The organism is Franzmannia qiaohouensis (assembly GCF_031451695.1).
GTDB lineage: Bacteria > Pseudomonadota > Gammaproteobacteria > Pseudomonadales > Halomonadaceae > Franzmannia > Franzmannia qiaohouensis.
Window position 1 is genome coordinate 100385 of record NZ_JARWAM010000015.1, and the last position, 19633, is coordinate 120017.

The 19633-nt window shown below is 63.0% G+C and carries 14 protein-coding genes, 4 tRNA genes and 1 rRNA gene; all 19 read right to left on the reverse strand.

The window, feature by feature from the left end:
• Positions 1-120: 120 nt before the first annotated feature.
• Entirely contained in the window at positions 121-1314 is a 1194-nt protein-coding gene (tuf, locus tag QC821_RS18330) for an elongation factor Tu (RefSeq protein WP_163501189.1), read from the reverse strand.
• A gap of 29 nt (positions 1315-1343) precedes the next feature.
• Positions 1344-3464, reverse strand: a complete 2121-nt coding sequence (gene fusA, locus QC821_RS18335; protein WP_309724447.1) for an elongation factor G — start codon at positions 3462-3464, stop codon at positions 1344-1346.
• Positions 3465-3542: 78 nt separating this feature from the next.
• The gene (gene rpsG / locus QC821_RS18340; RefSeq protein WP_076749619.1) at positions 3543-4013 is read right to left on the reverse strand and encodes a 30S ribosomal protein S7; all 471 of its coding nucleotides are present in this window, start codon (positions 4011-4013) and stop codon (positions 3543-3545) included.
• 110 nt (positions 4014-4123) lie between these two features.
• Positions 4124-4498 (reverse strand): 30S ribosomal protein S12, encoded by a 375-nt coding sequence (gene rpsL, locus QC821_RS18345; protein WP_095623214.1) that lies wholly within the window; start codon positions 4496-4498, stop codon positions 4124-4126.
• 163 nt (positions 4499-4661) lie between these two features.
• The gene (gene rpoC, locus QC821_RS18350; protein ID WP_309724450.1) at positions 4662-8879 is read right to left on the reverse strand and encodes a DNA-directed RNA polymerase subunit beta'; all 4218 of its coding nucleotides are present in this window, start codon (positions 8877-8879) and stop codon (positions 4662-4664) included.
• 10 nt (positions 8880-8889) lie between these two features.
• The gene (gene rpoB / locus QC821_RS18355) at positions 8890-12966 is read right to left on the reverse strand and encodes a DNA-directed RNA polymerase subunit beta (protein WP_309724452.1); all 4077 of its coding nucleotides are present in this window, start codon (positions 12964-12966) and stop codon (positions 8890-8892) included.
• 234 nt (positions 12967-13200) lie between these two features.
• Positions 13201-13569 (reverse strand): 50S ribosomal protein L7/L12, encoded by a 369-nt coding sequence (gene rplL, locus QC821_RS18360; protein ID WP_076749624.1) that lies wholly within the window; start codon positions 13567-13569, stop codon positions 13201-13203.
• A 90-nt stretch (positions 13570-13659) separates the two neighbouring features.
• Positions 13660-14163, reverse strand: coding sequence for a 50S ribosomal protein L10 (rplJ, locus tag QC821_RS18365; protein WP_309724455.1), 504 nt, complete (start codon positions 14161-14163; stop codon positions 13660-13662).
• A 268-nt stretch (positions 14164-14431) separates the two neighbouring features.
• Complete coding sequence (rplA, locus tag QC821_RS18370) at positions 14432-15124, reverse strand: 50S ribosomal protein L1 (RefSeq protein WP_309724457.1); 693 nt, start codon at positions 15122-15124, stop codon at positions 14432-14434.
• Between the two features lie 2 nt (positions 15125-15126).
• A complete protein-coding gene (gene rplK / locus QC821_RS18375; protein ID WP_075880571.1) occupies positions 15127-15558 on the reverse strand; it encodes a 50S ribosomal protein L11 in 432 nt (143 codons plus the stop codon).
• Between the two features lie 88 nt (positions 15559-15646).
• Entirely contained in the window at positions 15647-16180 is a 534-nt protein-coding gene (gene nusG / locus QC821_RS18380) for a transcription termination/antitermination protein NusG (RefSeq protein WP_095623219.1), read from the reverse strand.
• An 8-nt stretch (positions 16181-16188) separates the two neighbouring features.
• Positions 16189-16557 carry a preprotein translocase subunit SecE gene (gene secE, locus QC821_RS18385; RefSeq protein ID WP_309724461.1) on the reverse strand — a complete coding sequence of 123 codons (369 nt, stop codon included), beginning with the start codon at positions 16555-16557 and terminating at the stop codon, positions 16189-16191.
• A gap of 72 nt (positions 16558-16629) precedes the next feature.
• Positions 16630-16705, reverse strand: a tRNA-Trp gene (locus QC821_RS18390).
• A gap of 142 nt (positions 16706-16847) precedes the next feature.
• Positions 16848-16922, reverse strand: a tRNA-Thr gene (locus QC821_RS18395).
• A gap of 42 nt (positions 16923-16964) precedes the next feature.
• A tRNA-Gly gene (locus tag QC821_RS18400) sits at positions 16965-17038 on the reverse strand.
• 42 nt (positions 17039-17080) lie between these two features.
• Positions 17081-17164, reverse strand: a tRNA-Tyr gene (locus QC821_RS18405).
• A gap of 106 nt (positions 17165-17270) precedes the next feature.
• The gene (locus QC821_RS18410) at positions 17271-18110 is read right to left on the reverse strand and encodes a type III pantothenate kinase (RefSeq protein WP_309724463.1); all 840 of its coding nucleotides are present in this window, start codon (positions 18108-18110) and stop codon (positions 17271-17273) included.
• Entirely contained in the window at positions 18107-19087 is a 981-nt protein-coding gene (locus QC821_RS18415) for a biotin--[acetyl-CoA-carboxylase] ligase (RefSeq protein ID WP_309724464.1), read from the reverse strand. Before QC821_RS18415 ends, QC821_RS18410 begins: the two co-directional genes overlap by 4 nt.
• A 461-nt stretch (positions 19088-19548) precedes the next feature.
• Positions 19549-19633 (reverse strand): 5S ribosomal RNA (rrf, locus tag QC821_RS21760); the annotation flags it as partial.

The window sequence follows — 19633 nt, forward strand, 5'->3', positions numbered from 1 at the left end:
GCATTCAAAGGATGCGCATTATAGGCATGGTGTCAGCCGGAGTCAAACACTCTGGCGAAAACATGCGCAGAAAGGGGGCCCCCGCAGGAGCCCCCTTCGATCATCGGGTGAGCCTAAGGCTTACTGGATGATCTTGGCGACGACACCGGCGCCGACGGTACGACCGCCTTCGCGGATCGCGAAGCGCAGGCCGTCTTCCATGGCGATCGGAGCGATCAGGGTGACAACCATCTTGACGTTGTCGCCCGGCATGACCATCTCGACACCTTCCGGCAGTTCACAGGTACCGGTCACGTCGGTGGTACGGAAGTAGAACTGCGGACGATAGCCCTTGAAGAACGGCGTGTGACGACCACCCTCCTCCTTGGACAGCACGTAGACTTCGGCTTCGAAGACGGTGTGCGGGTTGATGGTGCCCGGCTTGGCCAGTACCTGGCCACGCTCGACGTCGTCACGCTTGGTGCCACGCAGCAGGGCGCCGACGTTCTCACCGGCACGACCTTCGTCGAGCAGCTTGCGGAACATCTCGACACCGGTGACGGTAGTCTTGGTGGTGTCCTTGATACCGACGATCTCGATCTCTTCGCCAGCCTTGACGATACCGCGCTCGATACGACCGGTAACCACGGTGCCGCGACCCGAGATGGAGAACACGTCCTCGATCGGCATCAGGAACGGCTGATCGATGGCACGCTCCGGCTCCGGGATGTACTCGTCCAGGGCCTTGATCAGGTTGGCAACGGCGGTGGTGCCCATGCCGTTGTCGTCTTCACCGTTCAGCGCCATCAGCGCAGAGCCGATGATGATCGGGGTGTCGTCACCCGGGAAGTCGTACTCGGAGAGGAGTTCACGCACTTCCATCTCGACCAGCTCGAGCAGCTCTTCGTCGTCGACCATGTCGGCCTTGTTCAGGAACACGACGATGTACGGCACGCCGACCTGACGCGACAGCAGGATGTGCTCGCGGGTCTGCGGCATGGGGCCGTCGGCGGCGGAACAGACCAGGATAGCGCCGTCCATCTGGGCAGCACCGGTGATCATGTTCTTGACGTAGTCGGCGTGGCCCGGGCAGTCGACGTGCGCGTAGTGGCGCTCTTCGGACTGGTACTCGACGTGAGCGGTGGCGATGGTGATGCCGCGCTCACGCTCTTCCGGAGCGTTGTCGATGCTGTCGAACTGGCGCCATTCGCCGCCGAACACCTCGGCAGACACGCGAGTCAGGGCCGCAGTCAGTGTGGTCTTACCGTGGTCGACGTGACCGATGGTGCCGACGTTGACGTGCGGTTTGGAACGTTCAAATTTTTCCTTAGCCACTGCTATAACCTCTTTACGTTAGCTAACGGTTAACCGTTCTGGTTGATGACGGCTTCAACGACGCTGGAGGGCGCCTCGTCGTACTTTGCAAACTCCATGGAGTAGCTTGCGCGGCCCTGGGTCTGAGAGCGCAGGTCGGTCGCATAACCGAACATCTCGCCCAGCGGCACCATTGCGCGGATGATCTTGCCCGAAGACGAGTCATCCATGCCCTGCACCAGACCGCGACGACGGTTCAGGTCGCCCATGACGTCACCCATGAATTCCTCGGGGGTCACGACTTCGACCTTCATCATCGGCTCCAGCAGCACGGCCTTGGCCTTTCTGGCACCTTCTTTGATCGCCATGGAAGAGGCGATCTTGAACGCGGTCTCGTTGGAGTCCACGTCGTGATAGGAGCCATCATACAGCGTGACCTTGACGTCGATCATCGGGTAGCCCGCGATGACACCGTTTTGCAGCTGCTCGTAGGCCCCTTTCTCGACAGCGGGCACGTATTCCTTGGGAACCACGCCGCCGACGATTTCGGAGGAGAACTTGAAGTGGACTTCTTCGTCCTCTTCCTTTTCCGCTTGGGTAAACGGCTCGATGCGCAGCCAGACATGGCCGAACTGGCCACGACCGCCGGACTGGCGCACGAACTTGCCTTCCTGCTCGACGCTGCCGCGAATGGTTTCGCGGTAGGCGACCTGCGGCTTGCCGATGTTGGCCTCGACCTTGAACTCGCGACGCATGCGGTCAACGATGATGTCGAGGTGCAGCTCACCCATGCCGGAGATGATGGTCTGGCCGGTCTCTTCGTCGGTCTTGACGCGGAACGACGGATCCTCCTGGGCCAGCTTGCCCAGTGCCACGCCCATCTTCTCCTGGTCGGCCTTGGACTTCGGCTCGACGGCCACCGAGATCACCGGATCCGGGAACTCCATGCGCTCCAGCACGATCTTGTCGTTCAGGTCGCACAGGGTGTCACCGGTAGTGACATCCTTGAGGCCGATACAGGCGGCGATGTCGCCGGCGTAGACCTCTTTGATCTCCTCGCGCGAGTTGGAGTGCATCTGCACGATACGGCCGACGCGCTCCTTCTTGCTCTTGACCGAGTTGAAGATGCTGTCGCCCGACTTCAGCACGCCCGAGTAGACGCGGATGAAGGTCAGGGTGCCGACGAACGGGTCGGTGGCAATCTTGAACGCCAGGGCCGCGAACGGCGCGCTGTCGTCAGCTTCGCGGGTGGCGATGGTGCCATCCTTGTCGTCCAGCTCACCCTCGATGGCCTTGACCTCGGTGGGTGACGGCATGAACTCGATGACGCCGTCGAGCACGGCCTGGACGCCCTTGTTCTTGAACGCCGAACCGCAGGTGACCAGCACGATCTCGTTGGCCAGGGTGCGCGCGCGCAGGCCGGCCTTGATCTCTTCGATGGTCAGCTCGCCGCCCTCGAGGTACTTGTCCATCAGCTCCTCGGAGCCTTCGGCAGCGGCCTCGACCATCTCCTCGCGATACTTCTCTGCGGTTTCCTGCAGCTCGGCGGGGATGTCGGCCAGGTCATAGCTCATGCCCAGGTCTTCTTCATTCCACAGAATCGCCTTCATCTGCAGCAGGTCGATGACGCCCTTGAAGTCTTCCTCGGTGCCCCAGTTGATCTGGATCGGCACCGCATTGGCACCGAGGCGCTCCTTGAGCTGGTCGACGACCATGAAGAAGTCGGCGCCGGCGCGGTCCATCTTGTTGACGAACACCATGCGCGGCACTTCATACTTGTTGGCCTGACGCCACACGGTCTCGGTCTGCGGCTGCACGCCGGAGGAGCCGCACAGCACCACTACCGCGCCGTCGAGCACGCGCAGCGAACGCTCGACTTCGATGGTGAAGTCGACGTGCCCCGGGGTGTCGATGATGTTGATGCGGTGCTCATCGAACTGCTTGTTCATGCCCTGCCAGAAGCAGGTGGTCGCTGCGGAGGTGATGGTGATACCACGCTCCTGCTCCTGCTCCATCCAGTCCATGGTGGCGGCGCCATCATGAACCTCGCCAACCTTGTGCGACAGGCCGGTATAGAACAGGACACGCTCGGTGGTAGTTGTCTTACCGGCGTCAACGTGGGCGACGATACCAATGTTGCGGTAACGCTTGAGCGGAGTCTTGCGTGCCACGATGGAATTCCCCATTGGTTGCACGTGCTACCCGTCAGGGCAGCACGTCGTGTATGGAAGTCGGCGAGCGCGCCGTGCTTAGAACCGGTAGTGGGAGAAGGCCTTGTTGGCTTCTGCCATGCGGTGCACGTCTTCGCGCTTCTTGACTGCCGCACCCTTGCCTTCGGCAGCATCCAGCATTTCGCCGGCGAGACGCTGCACCATGGTCTTTTCACCACGGTTGCGAGCGGCGTCTACCAGCCAGCGCATGGCCAGGGCCTGACGGCGAGAGGGACGAACTTCCACGGGCACCTGGTAGGTTGCACCACCGACCCGACGAGACTTGACCTCGACCATGGGCTGGATGGTTTCCAGCGCCTTGTCGAAAATCTCCAGCGGCTCTTCCTTGCTGCGCTCGATGACGATATCCAGCGCACCATAGACGATCTTCTCAGCAACAGACTTCTTGCCGCTGATCATCAGGTGGTTCATGAACTTAGCCAGGCGCTCACTTCCGAACTTGGGATCCGGCAGAATCTCGCGCTTCGCTGCTACTCTTCTTCTAGGCATGATAAGCCCTCAGTAAAGGGTCCTTCAGGTAAACCCGAGACACGCCCAGCGGGCCGCTCGACCTTACTCTTATCTGACCGTTGCAATGCTGTGTGTCGTGACGTCCCGAGTTAGGACTTGGGACGCTTGGTGCCGTACTTGGAACGGCCCTGCTTACGGTTCTGGACACCCGAGGTGTCGAGAGCGCCGCGCACGGTGTGATAGCGCACACCGGGCAAATCCTTGACGCGGCCACCGCGAATCAGGACCACGGAGTGCTCCTGGAGGTTGTGGCCTTCACCGCCGATGTAGGACGACACTTCGAAGCCGTTGGTCAGGCGCACGCGGCATACCTTACGCAGGGCCGAGTTCGGCTTCTTCGGGGTGGTGGTGTAGACGCGGGTGCAAACGCCGCGCTTTTGCGGGCAGGCCTGCAGCGCCGGCACGTCGCTCTTGGCGACGGGACGCTTGCGCGGCTTGCGCACGAGCTGATTGATAGTTGCCATGGTCTGTTGCTGACTCCAATGATTGCCTTAGCCTTTCCTGTGGGTGCGGGCGTACCCACCCCACTATTAAAGGCTGCGCATTCTACTGTCTTGCTGCAATGCCCGTCAAGCCTAGGCCCGACCAGTGCGGCGCCGTTGCCGGCGCCGCAATGCAAGACACTGCCTAGATGTCGTCGTCATCGGCATCGAGGGCGGTGAGCTGAGCGCCCAACTCCTGCTCGACGTCGAAGGCCGACGGGCTGAGCGTAAGCTCGGCGTCTTCACGCTTGCGCTTGCGCTCGGCGTGGTGGGTGAGGCCGGTACCGGCCGGGATCAGGCGTCCCACCACCACGTTTTCCTTGAGGCCGCGCAGGTAGTCGCGCTTGCCGGTCACCGCCGCTTCGGTCAGTACCCGCGTGGTCTCCTGGAAGGAGGCCGCGGAGATGAACGACTCGGTGGCCAGGCTGGCCTTGGTGATGCCGAGCAGCAGGCGGTCGTACTTGGCGGGGAACTTGTCCTCCGCCGCCAGCCGCGCGTTCTCTTCCAGCACCCGCACCAGCTCGACCTGATCGCCGGTGATGAAGCTGGAGTCACCGGCATCGGTGATCTCGATCTTGCGCAGCATCTGACGCACGATCACTTCGATGTGCTTGTCGTTGATGCCGACGCCCTGCAGGCGGTAGACCTCCTGGACTTCGGCGGTGATGTACTTGGCCAGCTCCGCCACACCCAGCAGACGCAGGATATCGTGGGGGTTGCTGGGACCATCGGAGATCACTTCGCCCTTCTCGACGGTCTCGCCCTCGAACACCGCAATCTGGCGCCACTTGGGGATCAGCATCTCGAACGGATCGCCGGATTCCGGGGTAATCGCCAGGCGGCGCTTGCCCTTGGTCTCCTTGCCGAAGCTGATCACGCCGCTGATCTCGGCCAGGATCGCCGGCTCTTTCGGCTTGCGCGCTTCGAACAGGTCGGCCACGCGGGGCAGACCACCGGTGATGTCCTTGTTGCCGGACGCCTCCACCGGAATGCGCGCCACTACCTCACCGATACCAACCTTGGCGCCGTTCTCCGCCGAGATGATCGCCTTGCCCGGCAGCAGATACTGCACCGGCGTGTTGGAGCCCGGCAGTGCCACGTGCTCGCCAGCATCGTTGGTCAGCATGATCATCGGGCGCTTTTCACGGCCGGCGGCGGGACGCGCCGCCGACTCGATCACCTCGATCGACGACAGGCCGGTCATCTCGTCCACACTGCGGTGGATGGAGATGCCTTCGTCCATGTCGATGTACTGCACCTTGCCCTCGACCTCGGCAACGATGGGGTGGGTGTGCGGATCCCACTTGGCCACCGCCTGCCCGGCGTCGACGGCATCGCCGTCCTTGACCGACAGCTCGGCGCCGTAGGGCAGCTTGTAGTACTCGCGCTCGCGGCCGTGGTCGTCGGCGACGGCCAGGGCGCTGGAGCGTGAAACCACCACCAGCTTGCCGTCGGCGCGCTCTACCGACTTGATGTTGTGCAGGCGCACGCGCCCACCGTGCTTGACCTGCACGCTGTCCACCGCCGAGGCCCGCGAGGCGGCACCACCGATGTGGAAGGTACGCATGGTCAGCTGGGTGCCCGGCTCGCCGATCGACTGGGCGGCGATGACGCCCACCGACTCACCGATATTGACCTGATGGCCACGCGCCAGGTCGCGACCGTAACAGGCCGAGCAGACGCCGTGAGCGGTCTCACAGGCGATGGTCGAGCGCACCACGATCTCGTCGACACCCATGGTGTCGAGGTCGGCGCACCACTTCTCGTCGAGCAGGGTGCCGCGCGGAATCAACACTTCGTCGGTGGCCGGGTCGATGACGTCCTGCGCCACCACACGGCCCAGCACACGCTGCGCCAGGGAGACGATGATGTCGCCACCCTCGATCACCGGGTGCAGGGTCAGGCCCTCTTCGGTGCCGCAGTCGGTCTCGGTAATCACCAGATCCTGGGCGACGTCGACCAGGCGACGGGTCAGGTAGCCGGAGTTGGCGGTCTTGAGTGCCGTATCCGCCAGGCCCTTACGCGCGCCGTGGGTGGAGATGAAGTACTGCAGTACGTTCAGACCCTCACGGAAGTTGGCGGTGATCGGGGTCTCGATGATCGAGCCGTCGGGCTTGGCCATCAGGCCACGCATGCCCGCCAGCTGGCGGATCTGGGCGGCACTACCACGCGCCCCGGAGTCGGCCATGATGAACACGCTGTTGAACGAGTCCTGCTCCACCTCGTTGCCGTCGCGGTCGACCACGGTCTCCTTGGAGATCCCCGCCATCATCGCCTTGGCCACCTTGTCGTTGGCCTTGGACCAGATGTCGATGACCTTGTTGTACTTCTCGCCGGCGGTAACCAGGCCCGAGGAGAACTGGTCCTCGATCTCCTTCACCTCGTCCTCGGCGGCATCGACGATGCCCTTCTTGGACTCGGGGATGACGAAGTCGTTGACGCCGATCGAGGCACCCGACCAGGTCGCCATGCGGAAGCCGGTGTACATCAGCTGGTCGGCGAAGATCACCGCTTCCTTGAGGCCGGCGCGGCGGTAGACCTCGTTGATCAGCTTGGAGATCGCCTTCTTCTTCATCGGCTGGTTGACCAGCTCGAAAGGCGCCCCCTTGGGCAGAATACGGAACAGCAGGGCACGGCCCACGGTGGTATCGAAGATCGAGGTCTGTTCGATCTTCTCGCCGCCATCTTCCTCCGCCAGGTACTCGGTCAGACGCACCTTGACGCGAGCGTGCATGGAGACGCTCTGGGTACCGTAGGCGCGTTCGACCTCTTTGAGGTTGGAGAAGACCATCCCCTCGCCCTTGGCGTTGATCTTCTCGCGGGTCATGTAATACAGACCCAGCACCACGTCCTGGGACGGTACGATGATCGGCTCGCCGTTGGCCGGTGACAGCACGTTGTTGGTGGCCATCATCAGCGCCCGCGCCTCGAGCTGGGCTTCCAGCGTCAGCGGTACGTGGACCGCCATCTGGTCACCGTCGAAGTCGGCGTTGTAGGCGGCACATACCAGCGGGTGCAGCTGGATCGCCTTGCCCTCGATCAGCAGCGGCTCGAAGGCCTGGATGCCGAGGCGGTGCAGGGTCGGCGCGCGGTTGAGCAGCACCGGGTGCTCGCGGATGACATCGGCGAGGATGTCCCACACCTCGGGCAGCTCGCGCTCGACCATCTTCTTGGCCGCCTTGATCGTCGAGGCGTAGCCCAGCGACTGCAGCTTGGAGTAGATGAACGGCTTGAACAGCTCCAGCGCCATCTTCTTGGGCAGGCCGCACTGGTGCAGGCGCAGGGTCGGGCCCACGGTGATCACCGAACGGCCGGAGTAGTCGACGCGCTTGCCCAGCAGGTTCTGACGGAAGCGCCCCTGCTTGCCCTTGATCATGTCGGCCAGCGACTTCAGCGGGCGCTTGTTGGACCCGGTGATGGCCCGGCCGCGACGGCCGTTGTCGAGCAGCGCGTCCACCGACTCCTGCAGCATGCGCTTCTCGTTGCGCACGATGATGTCCGGCGCATTGAGGTCGAGCAGCCGCTTGAGACGGTTGTTGCGGTTGATCACCCGGCGGTACAGATCGTTGAGATCCGAGGTCGCGAAGCGGCCGCCGTCCAGCGGCACCAGCGGACGCAGGTCCGGCGGCAGCACCGGCAGCACTTCCATGACCATCCACGCCGGCGCATTGCCGGACTTGTAGAAGGCCTCGAGCAGCTTGAGGCGCTTGGACAGCTTCTTGATCTTGGTTTCGGAGTTGGTCTGCGGAATCTCCTCGCGCAGCCGATCGATCTCCTCGGCCAGATCGATGTCCTTGAGCAGCGCCTGGACCGCTTCGGCGCCCATGCGGGCGTCGAAGTCGTCACCGAACTCCTCGAGGGCCTCGAAGTACTGCTCGTCGTTGAGCAGCTGGCCGCGCTCCAGCGTGGTCATGCCCGGGTCGATGACCACGAAGCTCTCGAAGTAGAGCACGCGCTCGATGTCGCGCAGGGTCATGTCGAGGAACATGCCGATGCGCGACGGCAGCGACTTGAGGAACCAGATGTGCGCGACGGGGCTGGCCAGCTCGATATGGCCCATGCGCTCGCGGCGCACCGCAGCCTTGGTCACCTCGACGCCGCACTTCTCGCAGATGATGCCGCGGTGCTTCATGCGCTTGTACTTGCCGCACAGGCACTCGTAGTCCTTCACCGGACCGAAGATCTTGGCGCAGAACAAGCCATCCCGCTCCGGCTTGAAGGTGCGGTAGTTGATGGTCTCGGGCTTCTTCACTTCGCCGTAGGACCAGGAGCGGATCATTTCCGGTGACGCGAGCGTGATCTTGATCGCGTCAAACTCTTCGGACTGAGCCTGCGATTTGAGGACTTTCACCAAATCTTTCATTGGGGGGCTCCTAGCTCTCTAACTCGATATCGATGCCCAGCGAGCGGATTTCCTTCACCAGCACATTGAAGGACTCCGGCATGCCTGCCTGCATGGTGTGGTCGCCGTCGACGATGCTCTTGTACATCTTGGTCCGCCCTTCGACGTCGTCGGACTTGACCGTGAGCATCTCCTGGAGGGTATAGGCTGCGCCGTACGCCTCCAGCGCCCAGACCTCCATCTCGCCGAAGCGCTGACCACCGAACTGCGCCTTGCCGCCCAGCGGCTGCTGGGTGACCAGCGAGTAGGAGCCGGTAGAACGCGCGTGCATCTTGTCATCGACCAGGTGGTTGAGCTTCAACATGTACATGTAGCCCACCGTCACCGGCCGGTCGAAGGATTCGCCGGTACGCCCGTCGAACAGCGTCATCTGACCGGAATCCGGCAGGTCGGCAAGGGTCAGCAGGTGCTTGATCTCGTGCTCCTTGGCGCCGTCGAAGACCGGGGTCGCCATGGGCACGCCGCCCTGCAGGTTCTTGGCCAGGGCGATCACCTCGTCGTCGGACAGCGAATCGATGTCCTCATGACGGGTACCAGCGGTGTTGTAGATCTTGCCGAGGAACTCGCGGATCTCGCCGACCTGCTGGTCGCGAGCCTCGCGCAGCATGCGCTCGATCTTCATCCCCAGGCCACGCGCGGCCATGCCGAGGTGGGTCTCGAGGACCTGACCGACGTTCATCCGCGACGGCACGCCGAGCGGGTTGAGGACCACGTCGACCGGCTCGCCACCGGCGTCGAAGGGCATGTCCTCGATCGGCATGATGGCCGAGATGACGCCCTTGTTACCGTGACGCCCAGCCATCTTGTCACCCGGCTGGATACGCCGCTTGACCGCCATGTAGACCTTGACGATCTTGAGCACGCCCGGCGCCAGATCGTCGCCCTGGGTCAGCTTGCGCTTCTTGTCCTCGAAACGCTCGTCCATCTCCTTGCGACGATTCTCGAGCTGTTCGTCGGCCTGGGCCAGCAGCTCGTTGAGCGACTCGTCCTGCAGACGCAGCTTGAACCACTGCTGACGCGGCAGCTCCTCGAGGTACTCGTCGCTGAGCACGTCGCCCTTCTTGAGCTTGGGCCCACCGTTGACGGCCTGGCCGTCGAGGGTGCGCTTGAGGCGCTCGAAGGTGGCGTCTTCGGCGATGCGGTAGGTCTCCTGAAGATCCTTGCGCACTTCGTCGAGCTGCATCTGCTCGATGGAGAGGGCCCGTGAGTCCTTCTCGACACCGTCGCGGGTGAAGACCTGGACGTCGATCACGGTACCGCGCATGCCGGTCGGCGCGCGCAGCGAGGTGTCCTTCACGTCGCTGGCCTTCTCGCCGAAGATCGCGCGCAGCAGCTTCTCTTCCGGGGTCAGCTGGGTCTCGCCCTTGGGCGTGACCTTGCCGACCAGGATGTCGCCGGGGCCGACTTCGGCACCGATGTAGACCACGCCGGCCTCGTCGAGCTTGCCGAGGGCCGACTCACCCACGTTGGGAATGTCCGAGGTGATCTCCTCGGCGCCCAGCTTGGTGTCGCGAGACACGCAGGTCAGTTCCTGGATGTGGATGGTGGTGAAGCGATCTTCCTGCACCACGCGCTCCGAGACCAGGATCGAGTCCTCGAAGTTGTAGCCGTTCCAGGGCATGAAGGCGATGCGCATGTTCTGGCCCAGGGCCAGATCACCCATGTCGACGGACGGGCCGTCGGCGAGGATGTCGCCGCGCGCCACTTCGTCGCCGGGGCGCACGATGGGACGCTGGTTCATGCAGGTGTTCTGGTTGGAACGCACGTACTTGGTCAGGTTGTAGATATCGACGCCGGCTTCGCCGCCGATGATCTCGTCCTCGTTGACCCGCACCACGATGCGCTTGGCGTCGACCGAGTCGATCACACCGCCGCGGCCGGCCACGGCGCAAACGCCGGAGTCGCGGGCCACGAAGCGCTCCATGCCGGTCCCCACCAGCGGCTTGTCGGCACGCAGGGTCGGTACCGCCTGACGCTGCATGTTCGACCCCATCAGGGCGCGGTTGGCGTCATCGTGCTCGAGGAACGGGATCAGCGCCGCGGCCACCGAGACCACCTGGCGCGGCGAGACGTCCATCAGGGTCACCTTGTCGGGCGCCATGAAGGTGGTCTCGCCGCGGTGGCGGACCTGCACCAGGTCGTCGATCAGCTTGTTCGACTCGTCGACGGTGGCCGAGGCCTGGGCGATGATGAAGTCGCCCTCCTCGATCGCCGAGAGGTGCACCACATCGTCGGTGACCTGACGATCCACGACCTTGCGGTACGGTGTCTCAAGGAAACCGTAGCTGTTGGTGTGGCTGTAGGTGGCCAGCGAGTTGATCAGGCCGATGTTGGGGCCTTCCGGCGTCTCGATCGGGCACAGGCGACCGTAGTGGGTGGCGTGAACGTCACGCACCTCGAAACCGGCGCGCTCGCGGGTCAGGCCGCCCGGGCCGAGTGCCGACACGCGACGCTTGTGGGTCACCTCGGAGAGCGGGTTGTTCTGGTCCATGAACTGCGACAGCTGGCTGGAACCGAAGAACTCCTTGACCGCCGCGGCGACGGGCTTGGCGTTGATCAGGTCCTGGGGCATCAGGCCTTCGCTCTCGGCCATGGAGAGACGCTCCTTGACCGCACGCTCGACGCGCACCAGGCCAACGCGGAACTGGTTCTCGGCCATCTCGCCCACGCAGCGGATGCGACGGTTGCCCAGGTGATCGATATCATCGACGTCGCCGAAGCCGTTGCGGATCGCAATCAGCTCTCTGAGCACATCGATGATGTCCTGGTTGTCGAGCACCCCGGAGCCAGTGTCGCCTTCGCGACGCAGGCGACGGTTGAACTTCATGCGGCCAACGCCCGACAGGTCGTAGCGGTCTTCGCTGAAGAACAGGTTGCGGAACAGTGTCTCAGCGGCCTCCTTGGTGGGCGGCTCGCCGGGGCGCATCATGCGGTAGATCTCGACCAGCGCCTCGAGCTGCGACCGGGTGGTATCGAGCTTCAGGGTGTCGGAGATGAACGGACCGCAGTCGAGATCGTTGGTGTACAGCGTCTCGAGGCTGGTGATGCCGGCCTGGGCCAGCTTCTCCATCAGCTCCGGCGTGATCTCGGTGTTGCACTCGCAGATCAGCTCACCGCTGTTGGGGTCGACCTGATCGCGAGCCAGGGTCTTGCCGTACAGGTACTCCATCGGCACCTCGAGACGCTCGAGGCCCGACTTTTCCATCTGCCGGATATGCTTCTGGGTCACCCGGCGGCCTTCCTCGACGATCACGCTGCCGTCGACATCCTTGATGTCGAAGGTGGCGGTCTCACCGCGCAGGCGTGACGGCACCAGATCCACCGAGAAGCCGGACTTCTCGATGTGGAAGGTGCTGGTCTCGAAGAACTGCTCGAGGATCTCTTCGGCGCTCATGCCCAGCGCGCGCAGCAGCACCGAGGCCGGCAGCTTGCGGCGACGGTCGATGCGCACGAACACGCTGTCCTTGGGATCGAACTCGAAGTCGAGCCAGGAGCCGCGATAAGGAATCACGCGAGCCGAGTAGAGCAGCTTGCCGGATGAGTGGCTCTTGCCCTTGTCGTGATCGAAGAACACGCCCGGGGAGCGGTGCAGCTGGGAGACGATGACGCGCTCGGTACCGTTGACCACGAAGGTACCGTTCTCGGTCATCAGGGGGATCTCCCCCATGTAGACTTCCTGCTCCTTGATATCCTTGATCGCCTTGTTGGATGACTCGCGATCGTAGATGATCAGGCGTACCTTGACGCGCAGCGGTGCAGAGTAGGTGACGCCGCGCAGCTGGCACTCCTTGACATCGAAGGCCGGGGTGCCGAAACGGTAGCTGACATATTCGAGCGCGGCATTGCCCGAGAAGCTCTCGATCGGGAAGACCGACTTGAAGGCGGCATTGAGGCCGATCTCCATGCGTTCTTCCGGCGCCCGATCCTGCTGGAGGAAGTCGTAGTAGGAATCAAGCTGGATGGCCAGCAGGTAGGGCACATCCATCACTTGGGGCAGTTTGCCGAAATCCTTGCGGATGCGTTTTTTCTCAGTGTATGAGTAAGCCATCTGTATTCCCCAGCTTGTTCACCATGGGTGACCGATGCGTGTCGGCGCCACCCGACGAGAGCACTACCGTCAGGCGCTGACGGCAAGCCCCCGTATGAGAGCTCGCCGTCGGAATTCGGCTAGCGGCTACGCCAACATGGCGGCCGGCTAGTAACAACAGAAAAAGGCCGGCAGCGGGTGTCCCGCCACCAGCCGTGGAAGCTTACGCAGCGCGTGAAGCCGTGGGCACAAGGATTACTTGAGCTCCACAGACGCGCCGGCTTCTTCCAGTTTCTTCTTTGCTGCTTCAGCGTCGTCCTTGGACATCGCTTCCTTGATGGTCGCCGGCGCGCCGTCGACGGCACCCTTGGCTTCCTTCAGGCCGAGGCCGGTGATCTCGCGAACAACCTTGATCACGTTGACCTTCTTCTCGCCAGCGCCAGTCAGCACCAGGTCGAACTCGGTCTGCTCTTCAGCAGCTTCGCCAGCGGCAGCCGGGCCAGCCACGACGGCAGCGGCAGCGGACACGCCGAACTTCTCTTCCATCGCTTCAACCAGCTCGGCGACTTCCATCACGGACATGTCGGCGACGGCGTTGATGATGTCTTCTTTGGTCAGTGCCATTGTCAAATTCCTAAACTTTGCGGGAGCCTCGGTCGCCCGAGCGCTCGTTGATACAGTGTTCGATTCAGACAGCGGGATCGAGTTCGCCGATCAGGCGGCCTCTTCCTGCTTCTGGTCACGCAGCGCAGCGAGAGTACGAACCAGCTTGCCAGCGGACGCTTCCTTCATGACGGACATCAGCTTGGCGATGGCCTCGTCGTAGGTCGGCAGCGTTGCCAGGCGATCCAGGTCGGAAGCCGGGATGAACTCGCCTTCGTATGCCAGCGCCTTGACCTCGAAGTCCTTCTGACCCTTGGCGAACTCCTTGAACAGGCGGGCAGCAGCGCCCGGGTGCTCATAGGAGAAGGCCAGCATGGTCGGACCCGAGAACGTCTCGTTGAGGCACTCCCAGGGAGTACCTTCGAGGGCGCGACGTGCCAGGGTGTTGCGCACAACACGGATCTGCACGCCATTCTCGCGCGCCTGCTTGCGCAGGTCGGTCATTGCCCCTACGGCAACGCCACGCGAGTCGGCAACGACGACGGAGAGCGCATCCTTGGCCGCTTCACTGACCTCGGCAACGATCGCTTTCTTGCCTTCGAGTGCTAGTGGCACGGTGATCACTCCTTCGTGCCGGAAGCCCATATCGAGCATTCCGGTGGTTACCATCTCCCCCACCCGCCAACTGGCCCGGTGGAGGTCCTGGATGATGGTGCTCACCAGATGACTGGCGGCCACACCATCTGCGCAGGCACCCTCAAGGGGCGATTAAGCCGCTCCGAGGAGCGGCACCTGCGGTCTTTGACGGTGCCCCGCCGTTACGCCTTGACGCCGCGCACGGGGACCGCAAAGTTACTGCCTGTTGCGTCGATACTCGCCTGGCTTACACCAGCGCAGAGTGGTCGACGGTGATGCCCGGGCCCATGGTGGTGGACAGGGTCATCTTCTTGAAATACACGCCCTTGGAGGTGCTCGGCTTGAGCTTCTTGAGATCGGCGACAAGCGCGTCAAGGTTGCCCTGAATCGCGGCTGCGTCGAAATCGACCTTGCCCAAGGTAGTGTGGATGATACCGTTCTTGTCTGTACGGAAGCGCACCTGGCCAGCCTTGGCGTTCTTGACGGCGGTGACCACATCGGGGGTCACGGTGCCGACCTTGGGGTTCGGCATCAGGCCGCGCGGACCGAGGATCTGGCCCAGCTGGCCAACCACGCGCATGGCATCCGGTGACGCGATGACCACGTCGAAATCGAGCTGGCCTTTCTTGACCTGCTCGGCCAGGTCGTCCATGCCAACGATATCGGCACCGGCTTCCTTGGCGGCATCGGCATTGGCACCCTGGGTAAAGACGGCAACGCGCACGTCCTTGCCGGTACCGTTGGGCATGACGGTCGCGCCACGCACCACCTGGTCGGATTTACGCGGGTCGACGCCAAGGTTGATGGCGACGTCCAGCGACTCCTTGAACTTGACGGTGGACAGCTCGTTGAGCAGCGCCACGGCTTCTTCCAGGGAGTAGACCTTTCCGGCCTCGACCTTTTCGTTGATCAGCTTGGCACGCTTGGTCAGTTTAGCCATGATCAGAGGCCCTCCACGTTGAGGCCCATGCTACGGGCACTACCGGCAATGGTACGCACGGCGGCGTCGAGATCGGCAGCCGTCAGATCCGGCTCCTTGGTCTTGGCGATCTCTTCGAGCTGCTCGCGGGTCACGGTACCGACCTTCTTCTTGTTCGGCTCGCCTGAGCCGGACTTGATACCAGCGGCCTTCTTCAGCAGCACGGCTGCCGGCGGCGTCTTGGTGATGAAGGTGAAGCTACGGTCGGAGTAGACGGTGATGACCACGGGCGTCGGCAGACCCGGCTCGATGTCCTGGGTCTCGGCGTTGAACGCCTTGCAGAATTCCATGATGTTGACACCGTGCTGACCCAGCGCAGGGCCCACGGGGGGACTCGGATTGGCCTTACCAGCTGCGACCTGCAGCTTGATGTAAGCCTGTACTTTCTTGGCCATGGGTAGACTCCAGTTGGGTAATAACGCCTTGCGGCTCCCCGGGTTAATGAACCGCCCAGCGGCTCATACGATACGTTCAGGTCGAAACTCAGTCCTTCTCGACCTGTGAAAACTCGAGCTCGACAGGCGTCGAGCGGCCGAAGATCAGCACGCTGACCTGCAGGCGGCTCTTGTCGTAGTTGACCTCTTCGACCACGCCATTGAAATCGGCGAAGGGGCCATCGACGACGCGCACCGACTGACCCGGCTCGAACAGGGTCTTGGGGCGCGGCTTGTCGGTACCATCCTGCACACGGCGCAGGATGGCATCGGCTTCTTTCTGGGTGATCGGCGCCGGCTTCTCCTTGGTGCCACCGATGAAGCCCATTACGCGCGGCGTCTCGTTGACCAGGTGCCAGGTGCCATCATCCATCTCCATCTCGACCAGCACATAGCCGGGATAGAACTTGCGTTCGCTCTTGCGACGCTTGCCGTCGCGCATCTCCACCACTTCCTCGGTCGGCACCAGAATCTCGCCGAAGCGGTCCTCCATGCCATACATCTTCACGCGCTCGATGAGCGAGCGCATGACATGCTTCTCGAAACCGGAGTAGGCATGCACGACATACCAACGCTTGGACATGGAATCTCCTAACCGATGACGCCGGACATCGCCCAGCCTAGAATGGTGTCCATCAGCCATAGCATCAGGCCCACCACCAGCACCGCCACCAGTACGATGGCAGTGGTCTGAATGGTCTCGGGGCGGGTCGGCCAGACCACGCGCTGAATTTCCTTGCGCGCACTGCGAGCAAGCTCGAGCAGATCGCGCCCCTTGGCAGTAGTAAAGCCGACTACCGCGGCCAGCGCGCATAGCGCCACCACGCCCAGCACTCGATAGAGGATGGCCTGATCGGCAAAATAGGAATTGCCAACCACGGCAACGACCACCAAGGAAACGACCACCGCCCACTTGAGCCCGTCGTGGCGCGACTCCTGCACCTCGGCGTTATGTTTCATGAAAACGAGACTCCTCAGGGTGCGGCAATCGAAACATGAAAGTATAAGAGATATCGCCAGCCTGGGGAAGACTGGCAGGCCAGGAGGGAATCGAACCCCCAACCTGCGGTTTTGGAGACCGCTGCTCTGCCAATTGAGCTACTGGCCTGTATCGGCGCTGCTACCTCACCCCTTTTGCAGGCGGCCTATGCAACAGCGGGCGCAATGATAGCGGAAGCGATTCCGCCTTACAACCCCCGGCACGCCTCCGGGAAAAGAAAAGGCGAGCACTTGGCTCGCCTTTTCCAATATGGAGCTCATGGACGGATTTGAACCGTCGACCTCACCCTTACCAAGGGTGTGCTCTACCCCTGAGCTACATGAGCAAAACTCTACAACTTTCTACAACTACTGCACTGACCAGAAACTGGAGCGGGTAGCGGGAATCGAACCCGCACCATCAGCTTGGAAGGCTGAGGTTCTACCATTGAACTATACCCGCCTACCCACTTTTGCAGCCGGACGGCAGTACGTCGGCAAAATCTGGTGGAGGGGGAAGGATTCGAACCTTCGAAGCTTTCGCGGCAGATTTACAGTCTGCTCCCTTTGGCCACTCGGGAACCCCTCCAGGCCGCGGCAAATTCTACCGCTTTTCTCAGATTTGTCAAGCGCTTACCCGATGGATATCTGACTGCCTTCGGGTGCCGCTATGGCTGAGAACGCGCAAAATTATGTCAAAGCAGCATCGAGAAGGCAAGCCCTGCGCGTATCTTTTCCAATGCCACCGGCGCCGGGACCTGCGGCGCACCCGACAGCCGACCGGCCCGCTCGGCGCTGGTCAGCGGAAAGCAGGCTTCCAGGCCGCCGTAGACCATGTCCGGCCACAGCGCATGGGGTACGCGCATGCCGCGCGAGATGACCCGCGCATCGCCGCCGGTCAGCAGCAGCGGCATGGCCACACCCTCGCGATCGCAGACCTCGGCATAGATCCGATTCACTGCGCTTACGGCCGCCATGTAAATGCCGTGATTGACCGCTTCGACGGTATTCTTGCCCGGCGCCAAAAGCTCATCGGCCTCGCTGTCGGGGTCGATGGCCACATTGCGGGTGCCCAGCTTGAGACTCTCCTTCATCAGCCTCAGTCCGGGCAGGATATAGCCGCCCAGGTGACGCCCGCCGGGTAGCACGAAATCGATGGTGATGGCGCTCCCGCAGTCGACGCTGCAGCAGCCGCCGGCCAGATGATAGCTGGCCAACGCCCCCATCCAGCGGTCGACCCCCAGGCGGCCAGGCTCCTCGTAGCCGTTGGTGACCCCCAGCGCCTCACGAGTAGAGCGGGCCACATGCACCACACCGACCCGCCGCTGCAGAAGCGCCACAGTGTCCTGCAGCACCGCTCGTCGCGCTACGCTGGAGATACGCACCGCCTCCACTACATCGAGGTCAGGGATATCCGAGCCTGGCCGCCACTCCTCACGGGTCCACACTGCGCCCCGCGAGCGAATCTCGCTGCTGACACTGTCCTTCAGCCGCCACTTGGAGAGCGTATTGCCGATGTCCAGATCGAGAATCATGAACGCCCACGCACGCTGATTTCACCACCCGCCAAGCGCCGCTGCTCACCGGCGTGGCGTACCAGCAGGTTCCCTGCGCCATCGATACCCTCGACCCGCGCCACATAGCGTCCATCACGCTGGATCACCTCGATCTCCCGGTCGGCATAGGCATGGCGACGCGACCACGCCGGCTGCCAGGCAGCGAACCCCTCTTGCTCGTAGCGCGACAGCAGGTCGAGCAGCCCAGCCACCAGCTCTGCCGCCAACTGGTTACGCGACGCCTCTGGCGCCACATCATGTACGGCGGCCACCGGCTGATCGATCCCCGCGCGCACCTCAGCGGACAGATCGACATTGAGCCCCAGGCCGACCACCACCTCGCACGGCCCCGCCAGATCGCCGCTCACCTCGAGCAGGATACCCGCCAGCTTGGCCAACCCATCACGTGTCTCGAGCAGCACATCGTTGGGCCACTTCAGCGCCACCACCAGACCGTGGCGCTCCAGCACCTCAGCCACTACCACCGCCACCGCGAGACTCAAGCCCTCCAGAACGTTGGCGCCGCCCTCGAACCGCCAGCCCACCGATAACATCAGACCACGCCCCCAGGGGCTCTCCCAGCCGCGTCCGCGGCGTCCGCGGCCGGCGCTTTGCGATTCAGCCAGGCACACCTCACCGTGCCCCGCCCCCTGCTCGAAACGCTCGCGCAGGTAGGCATTGGTCGACGGCACGCTCTCTTCGATAATCAGGCGGCTCAGGCTGGTACGACTACTACGCGGTAGCTGGGCGACGATACCGGCACCGTCGAGAAGCTCCAGGGGCGTGGCCAGACGATAGCCGAGCCCCTTGACCGCCTCTAGGGGAACATCCATGGCCTCGAGCTTCTTGAGCTGCTTCCACACCGCCGTGCGCGACACGCCCAGACGCTCACCCAGCTGCTCGCCGGAATGAAACTCACCATCACGCATCAGGCGGATCAGGTCACCAATGGTCATTACAACGGCCCCAGCCGGGAAAACCCATATTCTATCGGAAGCGGCCTACCGGCGGGAATGCCGCGACCAAAGTGCAACGCCCACCCGCCCCAAACGACGAAGCCCCGATCTCTCGAGAACGGGGCGTCTGGACATGAAAAAACCCCAGCCTCTTTCGAAGCTGGGGTTCTGTTATAGGTGCCTGACGATGACATATCTCACATGGGGGTGAGACCGCCCGGCCCTTCGCGGCACCGCCGCGAGGGCGGTCGAACGCCCCGAGCGGGCGAGGGGCCGGCCCGCGAAGCGGCCCCACATAGAACGAGCGGGTTTCCCCATGCCCATGAAAAAACCCCAGCCTCTTTCGAAGCTGGGGTTTCGGTATAGGTGCCTGACGACCGGGGCGGCCTCCCGCTACTCTACTTGGGAGACCCCTAAACGACGAAACCCAGCCTCTTGCGAAGCTGGGTTTCTGAATAGGTGCCTGACGATGACCTACTCTCACATGGGGAGACCCCACACTACCATCGGCGCTGAGCGGTTTCACTGCTGAGTTCGGCAAGGGAT